The organism is Roseateles noduli (assembly GCF_050626985.1).
GTDB classification, from domain to species: Bacteria; Pseudomonadota; Gammaproteobacteria; order Burkholderiales; family Burkholderiaceae_C; genus Roseateles; species Roseateles noduli_A.
Genome location: NZ_CP192463.1, coordinates 3,970,098 through 3,986,861 on the forward strand (window position 1 = coordinate 3,970,098; position 16,764 = coordinate 3,986,861).

The window sequence follows — 16,764 nt, forward strand, 5'->3', positions numbered from 1 at the left end:
GCATGAAACAGTTCTGGCGCTTCGCCGGGATGCTGCTGGTCAGCGTCCTCTGCCTGCAGCTCTTCTTCGCGGCGCGCATCGCGCTGATGGCGGTCGTGTCGCCGCAGTCGACGACCTTCCAACGCTCCGAAGCGATGCGGCTGCTGCGCGAGAAGCATCAGATCCTCTGGTCCCAGCAGTGGGTCGACGACGCCCTCATCAGCCGCAACCTCAAGCGCGCCGTGATCGCCAGCGAGGACGCCGGCTTCAACGAACACGGCGGCGTCGACTGGGACGCGCTCGAGAAGGCCTGGGACAAGAACCAGCGTGCGCAGGAGCAGGCCGACAAGCGCGCCGCGCGGCTCGCCAAGACCAACCCCGCCAAGCCGCCGCCCGTTCCCAAGATCATCGGCGGGTCGACGATCTCGCAGCAGCTGGCGAAGAACCTCTTCCTGAACTCCGAGCGCAACCTGGCGCGCAAGGGTCAGGAACTGGTGCTGACGCTGATGCTGGAGGCGATGCTCAGCAAGCAGCGCATCCTGGAGATCTACCTGAACAACGTCGAGTGGGGCGAAGGCGTGTTCGGCGCCCAGGCGGCGGCGCGTCACTACTACCGCGTCGACGCGTCCCGACTCGGGCCGAACCAGGCCGCCCGGCTGGCGGTGATGCTGCCGGCGCCGAAGCGGTTCGAGAAACGCCCAGGTTCGCCCTACGTGCTCGGCCGTGCTGGCACCATCGAGGCCCGGATGGGCGCGGTCGAGGTACCCTGACCGCTTTTCAGGCGCTCTTGCACGCGCCCTCCGGACCGCCCGCCCCGGGCCGGGAGACCGCCATGACATCCGAACTGACGATTGAGATTGCCGCCACCGCCGCCCGGCTGGTGGTGGAGGAAGGCCTGGAATACGGCCCCGCCAAGTCCCGCGCGCTGAAGGTGCTGGGGCTGCCGCCCCGCACCGCGCTGCCCAACAACGATGAGCTCGAGGACCAGGTCCGCGAGTACCTGGACATCTTCTGCGCCGAGACCCAGCCCGCCGAACTGCAGGCACTGCGAGAACTGGCCGCCGTCTGGATGGAGCGGCTGGCCGAGTTCCGGCCGCACCTGACCGGCGCCGTCTGGCGCGGCACCGCGACGCGGCTGTCCCACATCCATCTGCAGCTGTATTGCGATGACAGCAAATCGGCGGAGATCGCGCTGCTGAATCAGGGCATCGATTTCGACGTCGGCCAGTCGCGCAATGCGAAGGGCGAGACGGTGGACCAGTTGATCCTCGACGCGCCCTGTCGCGCGCTGAACGAACGCGTCGCGATCGCCCTGACCATCCTGGACCATGACGACCTGCGCGGCGGGCTCAAGCCCGATGCCCGTGGCCGAACCGAACGCGGCGACCTCGGCGCGCTGCGCCAACTGATGAATTCGAAGGACGACTGAATGCAACGACGCGCTGTTCTGGGATTGGGCGCCGCCGGCCTGGTGGCGGCGGGCGCGGGCACGTATCTGGCCCTGCATCATGAAAAGCAGGCGGCGCAAGGCGGCCAGGGAGGCGGCGCGCCGTCCGGCCCGTTGTCGGCGGAAGCCGCGGCGTTCTGGAATGCCAGCTTCGACACCCTCGATCAGCAGACCTACCAGCCGGCCGCGCATTTGCGCGGCAAGCCGCTGCTGCTGAATTTCTGGGCAACGTGGTGCGCCCCCTGCGTCAAGGAACTGCCCGAGATCAACCAGTTCCACGACGAGTTCAGCGCGCAGGGCTGGCAGGTGCTCGGTCTGGCCGTCGACGCGCCGACGCCGGTACGCGGATTCCTGGAGAAGATCCCGCTGAAGTTCCCGGTGGCGCTGGCGGGATTCACCGGCACTGATCTCTCGAAGACCTTGGGCAACGCCAAGGGCGGTCTGCCATTTACCGTCGCCTTCGGTATCCAAGGGGAACCGATCTGGCGCAAACTGGGCGCGACAACGCTTGAGGAACTGCGTGCGATGGCGCGCGCCAGCAAAGTCTGACCCCGGGTCAACCCCTAGAAGCGGCGGTCCGCGGCCATAGCGACCACCCCTGGGACGGTCAAGCTCTTTATTTTTGGGCTGCTGCCGGGATCTGGTCTCAAAACGCGTAAAGTCCACCCTTTTACGCTTCTAGTGTCTTCGCTCTAATTGGCGGGACCGGTCGCTGAATGCAAGTCCTGGTACTACACGGCCCCAACCTCAATCTGCTCGGCACCCGCGAGCCTGGGGTGTATGGCGCGACCACTTTGGCGGAGATCGATACAGATCTTCGCCAGATCGCGCAGGAAGCTGGCGTAGCCCTGGAGAGCTATCAGAGCAACCATGAAGGTGCGCTGGTGGACCGCATTCAGGCGGCGGGTCGCGATGGAACGCGCTTCATCCTGATCAATCCGGCGGCCTACACCCACACCAGCGTCGCGATCCGCGATGCGCTGGCGGCGGTGGCGCTGCCGTTCGTCGAGGTGCACCTGTCCAATATCCACAAGCGCGAGCCGTTCAGGCATCACAGCTACCTGTCGGCGCTCGCGGAGGGCGTGATCTGCGGCCTGGGCCCAACCGGTTACCGGCTGGCGCTTCAGTTCGCGATCCAGCAGTTGAGCCGGCCAGCCTCGTCCACCTGAGCGCCGCGGTCCGTCGATCCCCGTCGCGGACCGGAAGACATCACCGAAGATCACCACCGATCACCGATCCCCGTTGGAGAGTTCTTATGGATTTGCGCAAGCTCAAGACCCTGATCGACCTCGTGTCCGAGTCGAACATTTCTGAACTTGAAATCACCGAAGCCGATGGCAAGGTGCGCATCGTCAAGTCCGATGGCCAGCCCCTCGTGGCCGCCATGCCCATGATGCAAGCCGCGCCGCAGGCGGCCGCCCAGCCGGTCGCCGCGCAGCCCGCCGCCGCGCCGGCGCCCGTCGCCGCGCCGGCCCCGGCCGTCGAGACCGGTCACATCGTGAAGTCGCCGATGGTCGGCACCTTCTACCGCGCGTCCAGCCCGAATGCCAAGCCGTTCGCCGAAATCGGCCAGCAGGTCAAGGAAGGCGACGCCATCTGCATCATCGAGGCGATGAAGATCATGAACGAGATCGAGGCCGACAAGTCCGGCACGATCGTCAAGATCCTGGCCGAGAACGGCCAGCCGGTGGAATACGGCCAGTCGCTGATCGTCATCGAGTAAGGCGGTCCGAGATGTTCAAGAAGATCCTCATCGCGAATCGCGGGGACAAGGCCGCAGGCCTTGCGGCGAAGCCACAGCGCAGCCCGCGCGCAGCGCGGCAACGCAGTTGAGCCGAGGCGCAGATGTTTAAAAAGATCCTGATCGCCAATCGAGGCGAAATTGCGTTGCGCATCCAGCGCGCATGTCGCGAGCTGGGCGTGAAGTCGGTCGTCGTGTATTCGGAGGCGGACCGCGACGCGAAGTACGTGAAGCTGGCCGACGAGGCCGTCTGCATCGGCCCCGCGCCGTCCGCGCAGAGCTACCTGTCGATGCCGGCCATCATCGCGACGGCCGAAGTCACCGACGCCGAGGCGATCCACCCCGGCTACGGCTTCCTGTCCGAGAACGCCGACTTCGCCGAACGCGTCGAACGCAGCGGCTTCACCTTCATCGGCCCGACCCCGGAGAACATCCGGACCATGGGCGACAAGGTCTCGGCCAAGCAGGCCATGATCAAGGCCGGCGTGCCCTGCGTGCCCGGCTCCGAGGGCGCCCTGCCGGACGACCCGAAGGAGATCGTCCGCATCGCCCGCGCGATCGGCTATCCGGTGATCATCAAGGCGGCCGGCGGCGGCGGCGGACGCGGCATGCGCGTCGTCCACACCGAGGCCGCCCTGGTCAACGCGGTGCAGATGACCAAGGCCGAAGCGGCCGCGGCCTTCGGCAATCCGCAGGTCTACATGGAAAAGTTCCTGGAGCATCCGCGTCACGTGGAGATCCAGGTGCTGGCCGACGGGCAGAAGAACGCCGTCTGGCTGGGCGAACGCGACTGCTCCATGCAGCGCCGCCACCAGAAGATCATCGAGGAAGCGCCGGCGCCCGGCATCCCGCGCCGCCTGATCGAGCGCGTGGGCGACCGCTGCTCCGCCGCGTGCAAGAAGATGGGCTACCGCGGCGCGGGCACCTTCGAGTTCCTGTACGAGGACGGCGAGTTCTACTTCATCGAGATGAACACCCGTGTGCAGGTCGAGCACCCGGTGACCGAGCTGGTGACCGGCATCGACATCGTTCAGATGCAGATCCGCATCGCCGCTGGCGAGAAGCTGCCCTTCACGCAGCGCAACATCACGATGCGCGGCCATTCGATCGAGTGCCGCATCAACGCCGAGGATCCGGTCAAGTTCATCCCGTCGCCGGGCCGCATCACGATGTGGCACCCGCCGGGCGGCCCTGGCGTGCGCGTGGACTCGCATGCGTACACCAACTACTTCGTGCCGCCGAACTACGACTCGATGATCGGCAAGATCATCGTCCACGGCGACACCCGCGAGCAGGCGCTGGCCCGCATGCGGATCGCGCTGTCGGAGACCGTCATCGAAGGCATCCAGACCAACATCCCGCTGCACCGCGAGCTGATGGCCGACGCGAAGTTCATCGAGGGTGGCACCGACATCCATTACCTCGAACAATGGATGGCGGCGCATAAACGTTGACCACCCCTACCGGCTTCGCCGGCCCCTCAAGGGGCGAGCCCGGTGGCCTGGCAAAGCCAGTTCCACGGGCTCCGCTGGGTCCACACCCAAGCGAAGCTGGCACGGATCGTTGAGCGACAATACCAGGGCCCTCAGGCGTGGACGCGAGTCCGCCTTGAGGGCTTCTCCATTTCAGAAGTCCATCGAAGTCCCGGAGCCGCCATGAGCGAAGACCACGCCAACGATCCCCTGCTGCACGAGCTCGTGCTCATCTGCCGCGAAGAGGACGTCGAGACCGTCAGCGACGCGCTGATGGAGGTGGAGTCGCTGGCCGTGTCGGTCGAGGACGCCGACGCCGACACGCCCGCCGAACGCGCGCTGTTCGGCGAACCCGGCATGCCTGCGCCGCGCGCGGGTTGGGATCGTTCGGTCGTGAAGGCACTGTTCGCCACCGAAGAGGAGGCGACCGAGGCCGCGACGCTGCTGCTCGCGCAGGACTGGGCGGAGGACGTGCACGTCCAATCGATCCAGACCATCGCGCAGCAGGACTGGGTCCGGCTGACGCAGTCGCAGTTCGCGCCGGTCGAGATCACGCCGGAGTTCTGGATCGTGCCGTCCTGGCACGAAGCGCCCGCGCAGGCGAAGCAGGTGATGCGGCTGGACCCGGGCCTGGCCTTCGGCACCGGCACGCATCCGACGACGCGCATGTGCCTGCGCTGGATCGCGCGCCACGGCGTCGAGGCGGCCGGCTGGGACCGCGTGCTCGACTACGGCTGCGGCTCGGGGATCCTCGCGATCGCCGCCGGCCTGTTCGGCGCGAAGGCCATCGACGCCGTCGACATCGACCCGGCCGCGTTGATCGCCTCGACGCAGAACGCCAAGGACAACGGCGTGACGCTGAATGCCGCGATGCCGGACGCCGCCCGGGGCGAGTACCCGGTCGTGCTCGCCAACATCCTGGCGACGCCGCTGAAGCTGCTGGCGCCGCTGCTGTGCAACCACCTGCGCCCCGGCGCGCACCTGGTGCTGGCCGGCATCCTCGAGCGCCAGGCCGATGAGTTGAAGGCGGCCTACGCGCCGCATGTGCAGCTCGAGGTCGCGGACAGCGAGGACGGCTGGATCCTGATGACCGCGCGACGCGCGGCCTGACGACGGCAACCCGGCACCCTGCCGCCCCACCGCCGACCCATCCGCCGCCGCCGCATCCACCGCCGACCCACCGCCCGCCAGCCCCGATGAACAGCCGGTTCTCCGCCTTCGCCCACCCGGTGACCGAGTGTCAATCTGGGGGTGTTCGCGGCAAGGACTGACCCTGCTTCGTGGCATCATCGCGTCCATGAATCTCGCGACCCGCTGCACGACCTGCGGCACCATCTTCCGGGTGGTGCAGGACCAGCTGCGCGTCTCCGAGGGCTGGGTCCGCTGCGGCCGTTGCGCCGAGGTGTTCGACGCGCGCGAGCAGTTGTTCGACCTCGAGCGCGACAGCCCGCCGCCCTGGCCGCCGCTGAGCGCGCCGGCCGAGCCCGCGCCGATCGAGCGTCGCCCGTCTCCGCCCGCTCCCACGCCGCCTCCGCCGGCTTACGCACCCCACCCCAGCGACTTCGCACCGAGCCGGCCCGCGCCCTTGCCGCCACCGCCCGCGCCGGTCTTCGCACCGGAGCCGCCGTCCCACCATCAAGCGCCGCGCGACAGCGGCTGGATGGCCGCCGACGACGAATCGCTGAACCCCTTCGCACCGCCGCGTCGCATGCCCGACGAGGAGCCGACGGATGACGTCGTCGACGCACGCTTCCAAGCGTCGACATCGCGCTTCGACGAGCCTTCGTTCGAGGCGCGCCGCGAGCCCTTCCTCGAAGCGCCGGCCGCTCCCGATCCCCGCGAGGATCTCCCCGAACCGAAGGGCATGCGCTTCGAAGAGGACGAGCTGCCGCCGCCAATGATCGACGACGACGAGCGTCCGGACGTGACGCTCGCGCTGAGTCCCGCGACCGCGGCGCAGTTGCGCGCGGGCGAGCTGTCGCCAGGCCAGGAGCCGTCGCTCGAGCCGAGCTCTTCGATGATGGCGGCGGACGAGGACGCGATCACCGACGCCAAGCGCGCTGCGAAGTCGGCCAAGATCGCGGCGAGAAAGGCCGCCAAGGAAGCGGCAAGGCAAGCGACGAAGAAACCCGCCAAACCGCGTCGCGGGTGGTCGCTGTTCAGACGTCGGAGCGAGCGCACGACGACGGAGAGCCCTGAGACGACGATGACGGTGCTCGCCGCCGAGTCCGAGTTGATGGCCGCCCGCGCGGCAATGGCCGACGCGGCTTCCGCGCAGGGCTCGCCGAGCGTGATGCCGGATCAGCTGCCGAGCTTCATGCGCCAGGCTGAAGCGGCACGCCGCTGGAGCCGTCCCGGCGTGCGCATCGCCCTCGGCGGCACGGCCACGGTGCTGGCGCTCGGACTGATGGGCCAGTTGCTGTGGCATGCGCGCGAAGCGATCGCCGCGCAGTACCCGGACGCCAAACCAATGCTGGCCTCCGTCGCGCAGGCGATGGGCCAGGAGATCAAGCCCTGGCAGCAGATCGAGGCCCTCAGCGTCGAGAGCAGCAGCCTCAATCCGGCCGGCGCCGGCAACCACTACCGCTTCAGCATCAGCCTGCGCAATCGCAGCAACTGGGAAGTCGCGCAGCCGTGGGTGGACCTGAGCCTCACCGACGCGAGCGGCGTGCTCGTCGTGCGCCGGATGCTGTCGCCGACGGAGATGCAGGCCGGGCGCACCGCGCTGCCCGGGGGCGCGGACCAGCAGCTGCAGCTGGTCTTCGACAGCGGCACGCAGAAGATCAGCGGCTATTCCGTCGAGCTGTTCTATCCCTGAGCGCGTCGCAGGCCCCGCCTCCTTCCTCCCAGGGCGCCTCCGGCGCCCTTCGCTTTTGCGGAGTCCTTGTGGGGAGCCCAAAAGAAAAAACCCGGCGTGAGCCGGGTTTCGGGAGAGGACCGGACCCGAAGGCCCGGTCATCGTTCAAGCTCAGGGCTTGTTGCCGGTCGGGAAGGGCCACGCGGCTTGCGGGCTCAGCGCGGTCTTCGCGGCAGGCGCCGGAGCAGCGGCAGGCTTCGCGGCAGGGGCAGCGGCAGGCTTGGCGGCAGCCTTCTTCGGAGCAGCAGCCTTCTTGGCGGCCGGCTTCGCAGCAGGCTTGGCGGCGGCCTTCGGAGCAGCCTTCTTCGGAGCAGCGGCCTTCTTCGCCGGAGCAGCAGCCTTCTTCGCGGCGGGCTTCGCAGCCTTGGCCTTGATCGGGGGCTTCTTGGCGGCGGCGACCTTCTTGGCCGGTGCAGCCTTCTTGGCGGCAGCGACCTTCTTGGCCGGTGCAGCCTTCTTCGCTGCAACCTTCTTCGCCGGAGCCGCCTTCTTCGCGGCAGCAGCCTTCTTCGCCGGAGCGGCCTTCTTTGCCGGAGCAGCCTTCTTCGCCGCAGCGACCTTCTTCGCCGGCGCAGCCTTCTTGGCCGGAGCGGCCTTCTTGGCGGCCGGAGCCTTCTTGGCCGGAGCGGCCTTCTTCGCGGCCGGAGCCTTCTTCACGGCGGCCTTCTTGGCCGGAGCCGACTTCTTGGCCGGAGCGGCCTTCTTCGCAGTTGCCATTTCAGTTCTCCTTGATCAAGTGGAAATAGCCCTGCCCGTCATCAACCGGTTGATGCCGGTGCAGGTATTCACCGCCCACGACTCGCGGGAGTTGCGATCCGCGGTGCGGTGAATCGGGGTGCGATGCGCTCGAGCCGCTTCTGCGTCGGTCTCAAAGTGCATCGCCAAGCTTGATCTCTTCTTCAACAAACAATGCTCGGAGGTCGCTCCGCCTGGAACTCAGTCCCAGGACAGGGCGCCGCCCGATTGGTATTCGATCACTCTCGTCTCGAAGAAGTTGCGTTCCTTCTTCAGGTCAATCATTTCGCTCATCCACGGGAACGGGTTTTCCTCGTTCGGGAAGAGCGGCTCCAGGCCGATCTGCGTCGCACGGCGATTCGCGATGTAGCGCAGGTAGCCCTTGAACATGGCCGCGTTCAGACCCAGCACGCCGCGCGGCATGGTGTCCTCGGCGTAGCGGTACTCGAGCTCCACGGCCTTCTGGAACAGCGCCTTGATCTCCGCGCGGAATTCAGGCGTCCACAGGTGCGGGTTCTCGAGCTTGATCTGGTTGATCAGGTCGATGCCGAAGTTGCAGTGCATCGACTCGTCGCGCAGGATGTACTGGTACTGCTCAGCCGCGCCGGTCATCTTGTTCTGGCGACCCAGCGCCAGGATCTGCGTGAAGCCGACGTAGAAGAACAGGCCTTCCATCAGGCAGGCGAAGACGATCAGCGACTTCAGCAGCGTCTGGTCGTTCTCCGGCGTGCCGGTGACGAAGTTGGGATCCATGATCGCGTCGATGAACGGGATCAGGAATTCGTCCTTGTCGCGGATCGACTTCACCTCGTGATAGGCGTTGAAGATCTCGCTCTCGTCCAGGCCCAGCGACTCGACGATGTACTGGTACGCGTGCGTGTGGATCGCTTCCTCGAAGGCCTGGCGCAGCAGGAACTGGCGGGCTTCGGGTGCCGTGATGTGGCGGTAGGTGCCCAGCACGATGTTGTTGGCGGCCAGCGAGTCGGCGGTGACGAAGAAGCCGAGGTTGCGCTTGATCAGGCGGCGCTCGTCGTCGGTCAGACCGTTCGGGTCCTTCCACAACGCGATGTCGCGCGACATGTTCACTTCCTGCGGCATCCAGTGGTTCGCGCAGGTGGCGAGGTACTTCTCCCACGCCCACTTGTACTTGAACGGCACCAGCTGGTTGACGTCGGTCTGGCCGTTGATGATGCGCTTGTCGGCGACGTTCACGCGGCGCTCGCTCGCGGTGCTGGTCGTCGATTCAGAAGAGGACACCGAGCCAGCCGCGGCGGTGGCGGCATCACGCGCGACGGCGGGCGTCGCTGCGTGGATCGATGCGCCCGACTGCGGCGCGTTGCTCGAGGATTTACGGTCTTCTTCCCAAACCAGCATGGTGGTCTTCCTATGGTCGCGGATTATCGGAGTGTTGTGTTCAAACACAAAGGACTTCTTGACTTTGACGCCGCTTCGCTGTTGCTGGTCCGCATCGCATTCGTCGCGTGGGACCGTGTGCTGCGCGCCTCCCGATGAGCGCGGCGGGGCGTCGTATCAAGCGTTCATCGATCGTCGACAAGCGTCGCGGAAAAAACCGTCGATCGCCGCAAACATCGATGAACACTCGCATCGCGAGCGTCGGAGGCGTCGGCGCATGACGCCGACACCTCCTGTTTCGATTACTGGCAGGCCTCGCAACCGGGGTCGTCGATCGCGCAGAACGTGACGTCGGTGGCCGGCGTCGCATTCCCCAGTTCCGGCGCCGCCGATGCAGCGATCGGAGCGACGACGATCGGTGCCGCCGCGACCGGCGCGGCGCTCACGCCACTGCCGCCGCTGCTCACCGAGTTGAGCTGACCGGCGTTCTGCACCGTGCTCTTCTCGGCGTGCGTCGCACCCATCGTGCGGAGGTAGTAGGTGGTCTTCAGACCGCGCTGCCACGCCAGCTTGTAGGTGTCGTCCAGGCGCTTGCCCGACGCGCCGGCCATGTAGATGTTCAGGCTCTGCGCCTGGTCGATCCACTTCTGACGGCGCGCGGCGGCCTCCACCAGCCACACGGTGTCGACTTCGAACGCGGTCGCGTAGAGCTGCTTGAGCTCTTCAGGCACGCGGTCGATGCGGCGCAGCGAACCGTCGAAGTGCTTGAGGTCCATGACCATCACGTCGTCCCACAGGCCCAGCTTCTTGAGGTCGCGGACCAGGTGCTCGTTCACCACGGTGAACTCGCCCGACAGGTTGGACTTCACCGACAGGTTGCCGAAGCAGGGCTCGATCGACGCGTCGACGCCGATGATGTTGGAGATCGTCGCCGTCGGCGCGATCGCCACGCAGTTGCTGTTGCGCATGCCGTCGCGGGCGATCTTGGCGCGCAGCGCGTCCCAGTCCAGCGTCGACGAACGGTCCACGTCGACGAAACCGCCGCGGGCCTCGGCCAGCAGGTCCAGCGAGTCGATCGGCAGGATGCCGCGGTCCCACAGCGAACCGCGATAGCTGCTGTAGCGGCCACGTTCGGCGGCCAGCTCGGTCGAGGCCCAGTAGGCGTGGTAGCAGACGGCTTCCATCGAACGGTCGGCGAACTCCACCGCGGCGTCGGAGGCGTAAGGCACGCGCAGCTGGTACAGCGCGTCCTGGAAGCCCATGATGCCCAGGCCCACCGGACGGTGGCGCAGGTTCGAGTCGCGTGCCTTCTTGACCGCGTAGTAGTTGATGTCGATGACGTTGTCGAGCATGCGCATCGCCGTCGACACCGTCTTCTTCAGCTTCTCCTGGTCGATCTGGCCGTCCTTGACGTGCTGCGCCAGGTTGACGGAGCCCAGGTTGCAGACCGCGATCTCGTTGTCGTTGGTGTTCAGCGTGATCTCGGTGCACAGGTTGGACGAGTGCACCACGCCCACGTGCTGCTGCGGGCTGCGGACGTTGCAGGCGTCCTTGAACGTGATCCAGGGATGGCCGGTCTCGAACAGCATCGTCAGCATCTTGCGCCACAGGTCGCGGGCCGGCATGCGCTTGTAGAGCTTGAGCTCGCCACGGTCGACCTTGGCTTCGTACGCCTCGTAGGCGGTCTGGAAGGCCTTGCCGAACAGGTCGTGCAGGTCCGGGCAGGTCGACGGGCTGAACAGCGTCCAGTCGCCGCCCTCGATGACGCGCTTCATGAACAGGTCGGGAATCCAGTTCGCCGTGTTCATGTCGTGCGTGCGGCGGCGGTCATCGCCGGTGTTCTTGCGCAGCTCGAGGAATTCCTCGATGTCCAGATGCCACGTCTCCAGATAGGCGCAGACGGCGCCCTTGCGCTTGCCGCCCTGGTTCACGGCGACGGCGGTGTCGTTGACCACCTTCAGGAACGGCACCACGCCTTGCGACTTGCCGTTCGTGCCCTTGATGTGCGAACCGAGCGCGCGGACCGGGGTCCAGTCGTTGCCCAGGCCGCCGGCGAACTTCGACAGCAGCGCGTTTTCCTTCAGCGCTTCATAGATGCCGTCCAGGTCGTCGGCCACCGTCGTCAGGTAGCAGCTCGACAGCTGCGAGCGGCGCGTGCCGGCGTTGAACAGCGTCGGCGTGGAGCTCATGAAGTCGAAGGTCGACAGGACTTCGTAGAACTCGATGGCGCGGGCTTCGCGGTCGATCTCGCCCAGCGCCAGGCCCATCGCGACGCGCATGAAGAACGCCTGCGGCAGTTCGATGCGGGTGCCGTCGACGTGCAGGAAGTAGCGGTCGAACAGCGTCTGCAGGCCCAGGTAGTCGAACTGCAGGTCGCGTTCGGCCTTCAGCGCGGCGCCCAGCCGGGCCAGGTCGTACTGCTGCAGCTTCTCGTCGAGCAGCTCGGCCTGCACGCCCTTCTTGATGAAGCCGGGGAAGTAGTCGGCGTACTTGGTGGCCATCTCGGCCTGCGTCGCGTCCTCGCCCAGGATCTCGCGGCGGATCGTGTGCATCAGCAGACGCGCGGTGGCGCGCGTGTAGCCGGGGTCCTTCTCGATCAGCGTGCGGGCGGCCAGGATGGCGGCCTTGTAGACCTCGTCGATCGGCACGCCGTCGTACAGGTTGCGCTTCGTTTCGGCCAGGATCGGGTCCGGCTTCACGTCGGCGCCCAGGTTCTCGCAGCTCGAGGCGATCAGCGCGGACAGCTTGTTCAGGTCGAGCGGAACGCGCACGCCGTTCTCGGTCACCGAGATGCCGGACTCCAGCACGGCGGCCTGCTGCTGCTCACCCTGGCGGGCACGCTCCTGCGTGCGGCGCTCGCGGTACAGCACGTAGGCGCGCGCCACTTCATGGTGACCGCCGCGCATCAGCGCCAGCTCGACGTGGTCCTGCACGTCCTCGATGTGGAAGGTGCCGCCGGCCGGACGCGAGCGCAGCAGGCCGCGGGTCACGGAGTCGGTCAGCGCGTCGACGGTCTCGCGCACGCTCGCGGATGCGGCGCCGCTGGTGCCGTGCACCGCGAGGAACGCCTTCATCATCGCCACCGCCACCTTGCTCGGCTCGAAGTGCACCACCGCGCCGTTGCGGCGGATGATCTGGTGCTGCGGGAAGCTGGCCGAAGCGGCGGCGGACTCGCGGGGAGCCTGCGCCAGGCCCGTTTCAGCGGTCGGTGTGGCGGCGACTGTCTGCATGGGATCCTCGTTCTGGTCTGGAAAACAAAAAATGCTGCGCCCGGCCCGGCTTTTCCGAAGGGCCAAACGATCAGGGGGTCAGGTGGTGCTCGCGATGCTGAAGATGCGCCTTGGCTTGGTGATTCCGCTCCTCCGGCTGGGGGGCCGGCACTGCGGACAAGACTTCTGATGGAGCATTCATCGCCGTGTTTGCGAAGTCAGCAGGATAGCATGCAAAACACTATATCTAGTGGTCCCGGGACCTTCAAGGAACTAGCGGTAGCGTCCTTCCCGCTTGACGTGCGCCACCTGCTGGGCTAGCCGGAAGACCTGACCCCGCACATGTCCGATGGATTCGCGCATCGCGTCCGGAGCGCCAGGATCCACGCGGGCTGGCGGACCGAATGCGCTGCGAACGCCCATGGTTGCTGCGCTCACGACGATGGCAATTCGATGACGACTTCGCGGGGTGTCCCTGGGGGCTAGGACAAGTCCCGATCAGGACCTTCCCTGAGTCGCCACCCGCGGTGGGGTCATGGTCGCAATGCGCGCAGAAGACAGTCGGGGTCAGGACTCGTCGCCGCCGATGGAGATCGCCAGGCGCGCCATCCGGTAACGCATCTGACGCAGCGACAGGCCCAGGCTCGCGCCGGCGGCCGTCCGGTTGTTGCGATGGCGTTCGAGCGCGCGCAGCAGGATCTGCTTCTCGACTTCATCCAGGTAGGCCGCGAGGTCGGACGGGAGCGGTGCGCCGCCGCCGGCCTCGGCCGGCAGCACAGCCGCCAGCGACGGATCCACGCCGCCGAAGGCAGGATCGACCGGCGCGTCGTCCGGGCCCAGCACGCTGTCGGGCAGACCGAGATCCGCGAGATCGATGCCGTCGCCGCTGGACAGCGCCAGCGCGCGATGCAGCAGGTTCTCCAGCTCACGCACGTTGCCGGGGAAGCTGTAGCGCGACAGGGTCGCCAGCGCGGCCGTCGTCAATACCGGGATCGGCGCGACGCCCGCGTCGGCGGCGATGCGCAGCAGGATCCGCGCACTGATGGGCGCCAGATCCTCCATGCGCTCGCGCAGCGGCGGGACACGGATCTGGATGACGTTGAGCCGGTAATACAAGTCCTGACGGAAGCGACCGCCCGCCACCTCGGCCGCCAGGTCCTTGTGCGTGGCGCTGAGCAGACGCACGTTGACGGGGATCTCGGCCACCGCGCCGACCGGGCGCACGGAGCGCTCCTGCAGCGCGCGCAGCAGCTTGGACTGCATCGCGATCGGCAGGTCGCCGATCTCGTCGAGGAACAGCGTGCCGTTCTGCGCGGCCTGGAAGAAGCCCTCGCGGTCCTCGCTCGCGCCGGTGAACGCGCCCTTGCGATAGCCGAAGAACTCGGCCTCCAGCAACTGCTCCGGAATCGCGCCGCAGTTCACCGCGATGAATGGTTGAGGGCGCCGCGCGCTGACGTCGTGGATCGCGCGCGCGACCAGTTCCTTGCCGGTGCCGGACTCGCCGTTGATCAGCACCGGAGCCATGCTGCGGGCCACCTTCTCGATCAGTTCGCGCACCTGCCGCATCGGCGCCGAATCGCCGACCAGCCGCTCCAGCGCCGAGGTCGACCCGGTCAGCGGCGGCGCGGGGCGCGGGGCCTTGCGCCGCTCCGGCGTCCCGGGCCTGGGCGCATCCACCGGGGGCAGCACGTCGAAGGTGGCCGGCGCGGTCGGGGCGAACGCGTCGGTGTCCGCATCGGTGTCGGCGGCGGCGGCGGCGGCGGCTCCGCGCGCGGCGCCACCCGACGGGCTACCAGCCACCGCGGGCGGGGCCGACGAGAAGGGCCTCGGCACCGTGCCTTCGGTCTTGGACGCGCGCCCCAGCGCCGACGCGACCACCATGCGGAACTGGCGCAGGTCGACCGGCTTGGTCAGGTAGTCGTACGCGCCGGCCTTGAGCGCCTCGACCGCGTTCTCGGCGGAGCCGTAGGCGGTGATCACCAGCGCGCGTTCGCTGCGGCCCTGCTGCTCCAGCCAGCGCAGGATGTCCAGCCCGCTGCCGTCGGGCAGCCGCATGTCGGTGATGACGGCGTCGTAGCGGCGTGAACCGAGCAGCTCCAGCGCGTCCTCGACGGTGCCGGCGCTGTCCAGCGTGAAGCCCTCGCGCAGCAGCGTCATCTCGTAGAGGGTGCGCAGGTCGGGCTCGTCGTCGACGACCAGCAGGCGGGGATCAGCGCTCATGGAGTTCGGTGTCAGGGAAGTAGGAGTCCGGCCCCGCGGACGGGATCGAGGCCAGCACGCCGGCCGGCGTCGCCGGCCGCGGCAGCAGCACGCGGAATTCGTTGGCTTCGGCATCCGCCGGGCCGCCCGTGAGCGCGGCATGGCGGTGGTAACTGATGCGGGCGCCGTAGCGTTCGCACAGCTCGCGGCAAATGTACAGGCCGAGACCCGACCCACGGCTGCGCGTCGAGAAGAAGGGCTCGAACAGATGTCGTTCGACTTCCGGCGGGATCGCCTCCGCGCGGCTGAACACCGACAGGCGCACCCACTCCTCCGACTCGGCCAGCTGCACGCGCAGCGCGCCGGGTCCGGGCCGGGCGTGGCGCAGACCGTTGTCCAGCAGGTTGATCAGGACGCGACGCAGATGCTCGGGCTCGAAGCTGATGAGCAGGCCGTCACGCCAGATCTCGATGCGCAGCGGACTGGCGTCGCCCTCGGGCAGGCGTTGCGTCACGGCCCAGTCGGCGCAGTACTCGCGCACCAGCGGCGCGGCGGCCAGCGTCAGCGACACCGGCGCGATGCCGGGCGCGACCTCCATCACGTCCTCGACCAGCCGCTTGAGCCGCTCCACGTTGGAGCTCACCATGCGGGTCAGCGGCTCCAGCCGCGGGTCGTCGGCGAGGTCCTCGGCCATCAGCGCATTGGCCTGCGCGATCGCGGTCAGCGGATTGCGGATCTCGTGCGCGATGCCCGCCGACACGCGCCCCATCGCGGCCAGCTTCTCCTGGCGGTTGCGCGCCTCGAGCATCCGGTTGTCCTCGAGGAAGAGCACGCACAGGTCGTCGCCGTCCACCGGCCGCTGCGTGAAACGCATCCGCGCGCGCAACGAGCGCTGCTTGCCGCGACCGAAGTCCAGCAGCAGGTCGCGGCCGGACTCGGGCCACTGCTCGCCGCCGAAGGCCTTCTCGATGGCTCGCAGCAGCGGCTTCCAGGCCGGCGTCGTGTCGAGCCGGAAGGCGCCGGAGCGCAGCGCGGCGCCCTCGGCCAGCAACGCGCGCGCCGCCGGATTGGCGGTGCGCACCAGCCCGCGGCGGTCCGCGACGAGGACGCCCTCCTCCATCTCCTCGATGACCAGGCGGTTCAAGTCGGCCTGCTGGCGGGCGTACTCGAGGCTGCCACGCGCGGCGCGCTCCTCGCGTGCCAGGCGGGACGCGATCTCGTTGGACAGCAACGTGACGACGAACAGCCCGCAGCCCAGCAGACCCGCCTGGCTGATGCGCAACGCGCCGTCGCGATCGCTCAGCACGGCCCAGCCGGAGAGCGTCAGCAGCACCAGGCTCGGCAGCGCGGCGCAGCCCAGCGCCCGCAACCGCGGCATCAGCGCGCCAGCCATCAGCGCCGGCATGAAGAACAGCGCGCCGTAGGGTCCTCCGGGCTCCTGCAACTGCAGTCCCGTGAACAGCAGCAGGTCGGCTCCGATGCTGACCAGGAACTGGCGCGCGCTCAGGCCCGCGCGGTCCTTGGGCGGCGCTTCGCCTCCGCCGAACCAGCGCGGCAGCAGCCACGCGAGCACCGTCTGCACGCCGTAGATCAGCGCCAGCAGCGCGACCCAGCCCGTCGGCCGCGCGCCCATCAGGCCGGCCAGCGATTGCGTGGCCAGCAAGGCCAGGCCGAGCGCGGCGCGCGCGCCCATGAAGGCACGGTACAGCCGCTGGATGGTGCTGGCGCTGATGGCGCCGCGGGCCTCGTTGGTGGCCATGCGCGCTCCGGCG

General features: G+C 68.0%; 13 protein-coding genes. 8 read left to right on the forward strand and 5 right to left on the reverse strand.

Translation table 11 applies throughout. The features are described from left to right. Positions 1-2 precede the first annotated feature (2 nt). The 8 genes from ACQ4L4_RS17360 (at position 3) to ACQ4L4_RS17395 (ending at position 7,457) form a co-directional block, all read left to right on the forward strand. Entirely contained in the window at positions 3-749 is a 747-nt protein-coding gene (locus ACQ4L4_RS17360; RefSeq protein ID WP_431100170.1) for a transglycosylase domain-containing protein, read from the forward strand. 62 nt (positions 750-811) lie between these two features. Continuing rightward, a complete protein-coding gene (locus tag ACQ4L4_RS17365) occupies positions 812-1,408 on the forward strand; it encodes a hypothetical protein (RefSeq protein WP_431100171.1) in 597 nt (198 codons plus the stop codon). Between the two features lie 24 nt (positions 1,409-1,432). Next, the gene (locus ACQ4L4_RS17370; protein WP_431100172.1) at positions 1,433-1,975 is read left to right on the forward strand and encodes a TlpA family protein disulfide reductase; all 543 of its coding nucleotides are present in this window, start codon (positions 1,433-1,435) and stop codon (positions 1,973-1,975) included. Positions 1,976-2,142: 167 nt separating this feature from the next. Continuing rightward, a complete protein-coding gene (gene aroQ, locus ACQ4L4_RS17375; RefSeq protein ID WP_377160213.1) occupies positions 2,143-2,595 on the forward strand; it encodes a type II 3-dehydroquinate dehydratase in 453 nt (150 codons plus the stop codon). Positions 2,596-2,681: 86 nt separating this feature from the next. Next, positions 2,682-3,149 (forward strand): acetyl-CoA carboxylase biotin carboxyl carrier protein, encoded by a 468-nt coding sequence (gene accB, locus ACQ4L4_RS17380; RefSeq protein ID WP_431100173.1) that lies wholly within the window; start codon positions 2,682-2,684, stop codon positions 3,147-3,149. Positions 3,150-3,271: 122 nt separating this feature from the next. Next, entirely contained in the window at positions 3,272-4,621 is a 1,350-nt protein-coding gene (gene accC / locus ACQ4L4_RS17385) for an acetyl-CoA carboxylase biotin carboxylase subunit (protein ID WP_297532228.1), read from the forward strand. 231 nt (positions 4,622-4,852) lie between these two features. Further along, on the forward strand, positions 4,853-5,749 hold the full coding sequence (gene prmA, locus ACQ4L4_RS17390; protein ID WP_431104962.1) for a 50S ribosomal protein L11 methyltransferase: 897 nt from the start codon (positions 4,853-4,855) through the stop codon (positions 5,747-5,749). Between the two features lie 187 nt (positions 5,750-5,936). Continuing rightward, positions 5,937-7,457, forward strand: coding sequence for a zinc-ribbon and DUF3426 domain-containing protein (locus tag ACQ4L4_RS17395; protein WP_431100174.1), 1,521 nt, complete (start codon positions 5,937-5,939; stop codon positions 7,455-7,457). Between the two features lie 150 nt (positions 7,458-7,607). Here ACQ4L4_RS17395 and ACQ4L4_RS17400 read toward each other — a convergent pair whose 3' ends face one another. From ACQ4L4_RS17400 to ACQ4L4_RS17420, 5 genes are all read right to left on the reverse strand, one after another. Further along, on the reverse strand, positions 7,608-8,213 hold the full coding sequence (locus ACQ4L4_RS17400; protein WP_377160206.1) for a histone: 606 nt from the start codon (positions 8,211-8,213) through the stop codon (positions 7,608-7,610). A gap of 219 nt (positions 8,214-8,432) precedes the next feature. After that, entirely contained in the window at positions 8,433-9,605 is a 1,173-nt protein-coding gene (locus ACQ4L4_RS17405) for a ribonucleotide-diphosphate reductase subunit beta (RefSeq protein WP_377160204.1), read from the reverse strand. Positions 9,606-9,886: 281 nt separating this feature from the next. After that, positions 9,887-12,814: a ribonucleoside-diphosphate reductase subunit alpha gene (locus ACQ4L4_RS17410; RefSeq protein WP_431100175.1), complete on the reverse strand. Its 2,928-nt coding sequence runs from the start codon at positions 12,812-12,814 to the stop codon at positions 9,887-9,889. Between the two features lie 546 nt (positions 12,815-13,360). Further along, positions 13,361-15,013 (reverse strand): sigma-54-dependent transcriptional regulator, encoded by a 1,653-nt coding sequence (locus tag ACQ4L4_RS17415; protein WP_431100176.1) that lies wholly within the window; start codon positions 15,011-15,013, stop codon positions 13,361-13,363. Beyond that, entirely contained in the window at positions 15,003-16,751 is a 1,749-nt protein-coding gene (locus ACQ4L4_RS17420) for a sensor histidine kinase (RefSeq protein ID WP_431100177.1), read from the reverse strand. The genes ACQ4L4_RS17415 and ACQ4L4_RS17420 overlap by 11 nt, the downstream gene beginning before the upstream one ends. Between the last annotated feature and the right edge of the window lie 13 nt (positions 16,752-16,764).

Coding starts and splice junctions, on each gene's coding strand:
- ACQ4L4_RS17400 (WP_377160206.1), bottom strand. CDS start 8,213: ATGGCAACTGCGAAGAAGGCCGCTCCGGCCAAGAAGTCGGCTCCGGCC.
- accB (WP_431100173.1), top strand. CDS start 2,682: ATGGATTTGCGCAAGCTCAAGACCCTGATCGACCTCGTGTCCGAGTCG.
- ACQ4L4_RS17395 (WP_431100174.1), top strand. CDS start 5,937: ATGAATCTCGCGACCCGCTGCACGACCTGCGGCACCATCTTCCGGGTG.
- accC (WP_297532228.1), top strand. CDS start 3,272: ATGTTTAAAAAGATCCTGATCGCCAATCGAGGCGAAATTGCGTTGCGC.
- ACQ4L4_RS17410 (WP_431100175.1), bottom strand. CDS start 12,814: ATGCAGACAGTCGCCGCCACACCGACCGCTGAAACGGGCCTGGCGCAG.
- ACQ4L4_RS17360 (WP_431100170.1), top strand. CDS start 3: ATGAAACAGTTCTGGCGCTTCGCCGGGATGCTGCTGGTCAGCGTCCTC.
- ACQ4L4_RS17405 (WP_377160204.1), bottom strand. CDS start 9,605: ATGCTGGTTTGGGAAGAAGACCGTAAATCCTCGAGCAACGCGCCGCAG.
- aroQ (WP_377160213.1), top strand. CDS start 2,143: ATGCAAGTCCTGGTACTACACGGCCCCAACCTCAATCTGCTCGGCACC.
- ACQ4L4_RS17415 (WP_431100176.1), bottom strand. CDS start 15,013: ATGAGCGCTGATCCCCGCCTGCTGGTCGTCGACGACGAGCCCGACCTG.
- ACQ4L4_RS17365 (WP_431100171.1), top strand. CDS start 812: ATGACATCCGAACTGACGATTGAGATTGCCGCCACCGCCGCCCGGCTG.
- ACQ4L4_RS17420 (WP_431100177.1), bottom strand. CDS start 16,751: ATGGCCACCAACGAGGCCCGCGGCGCCATCAGCGCCAGCACCATCCAG.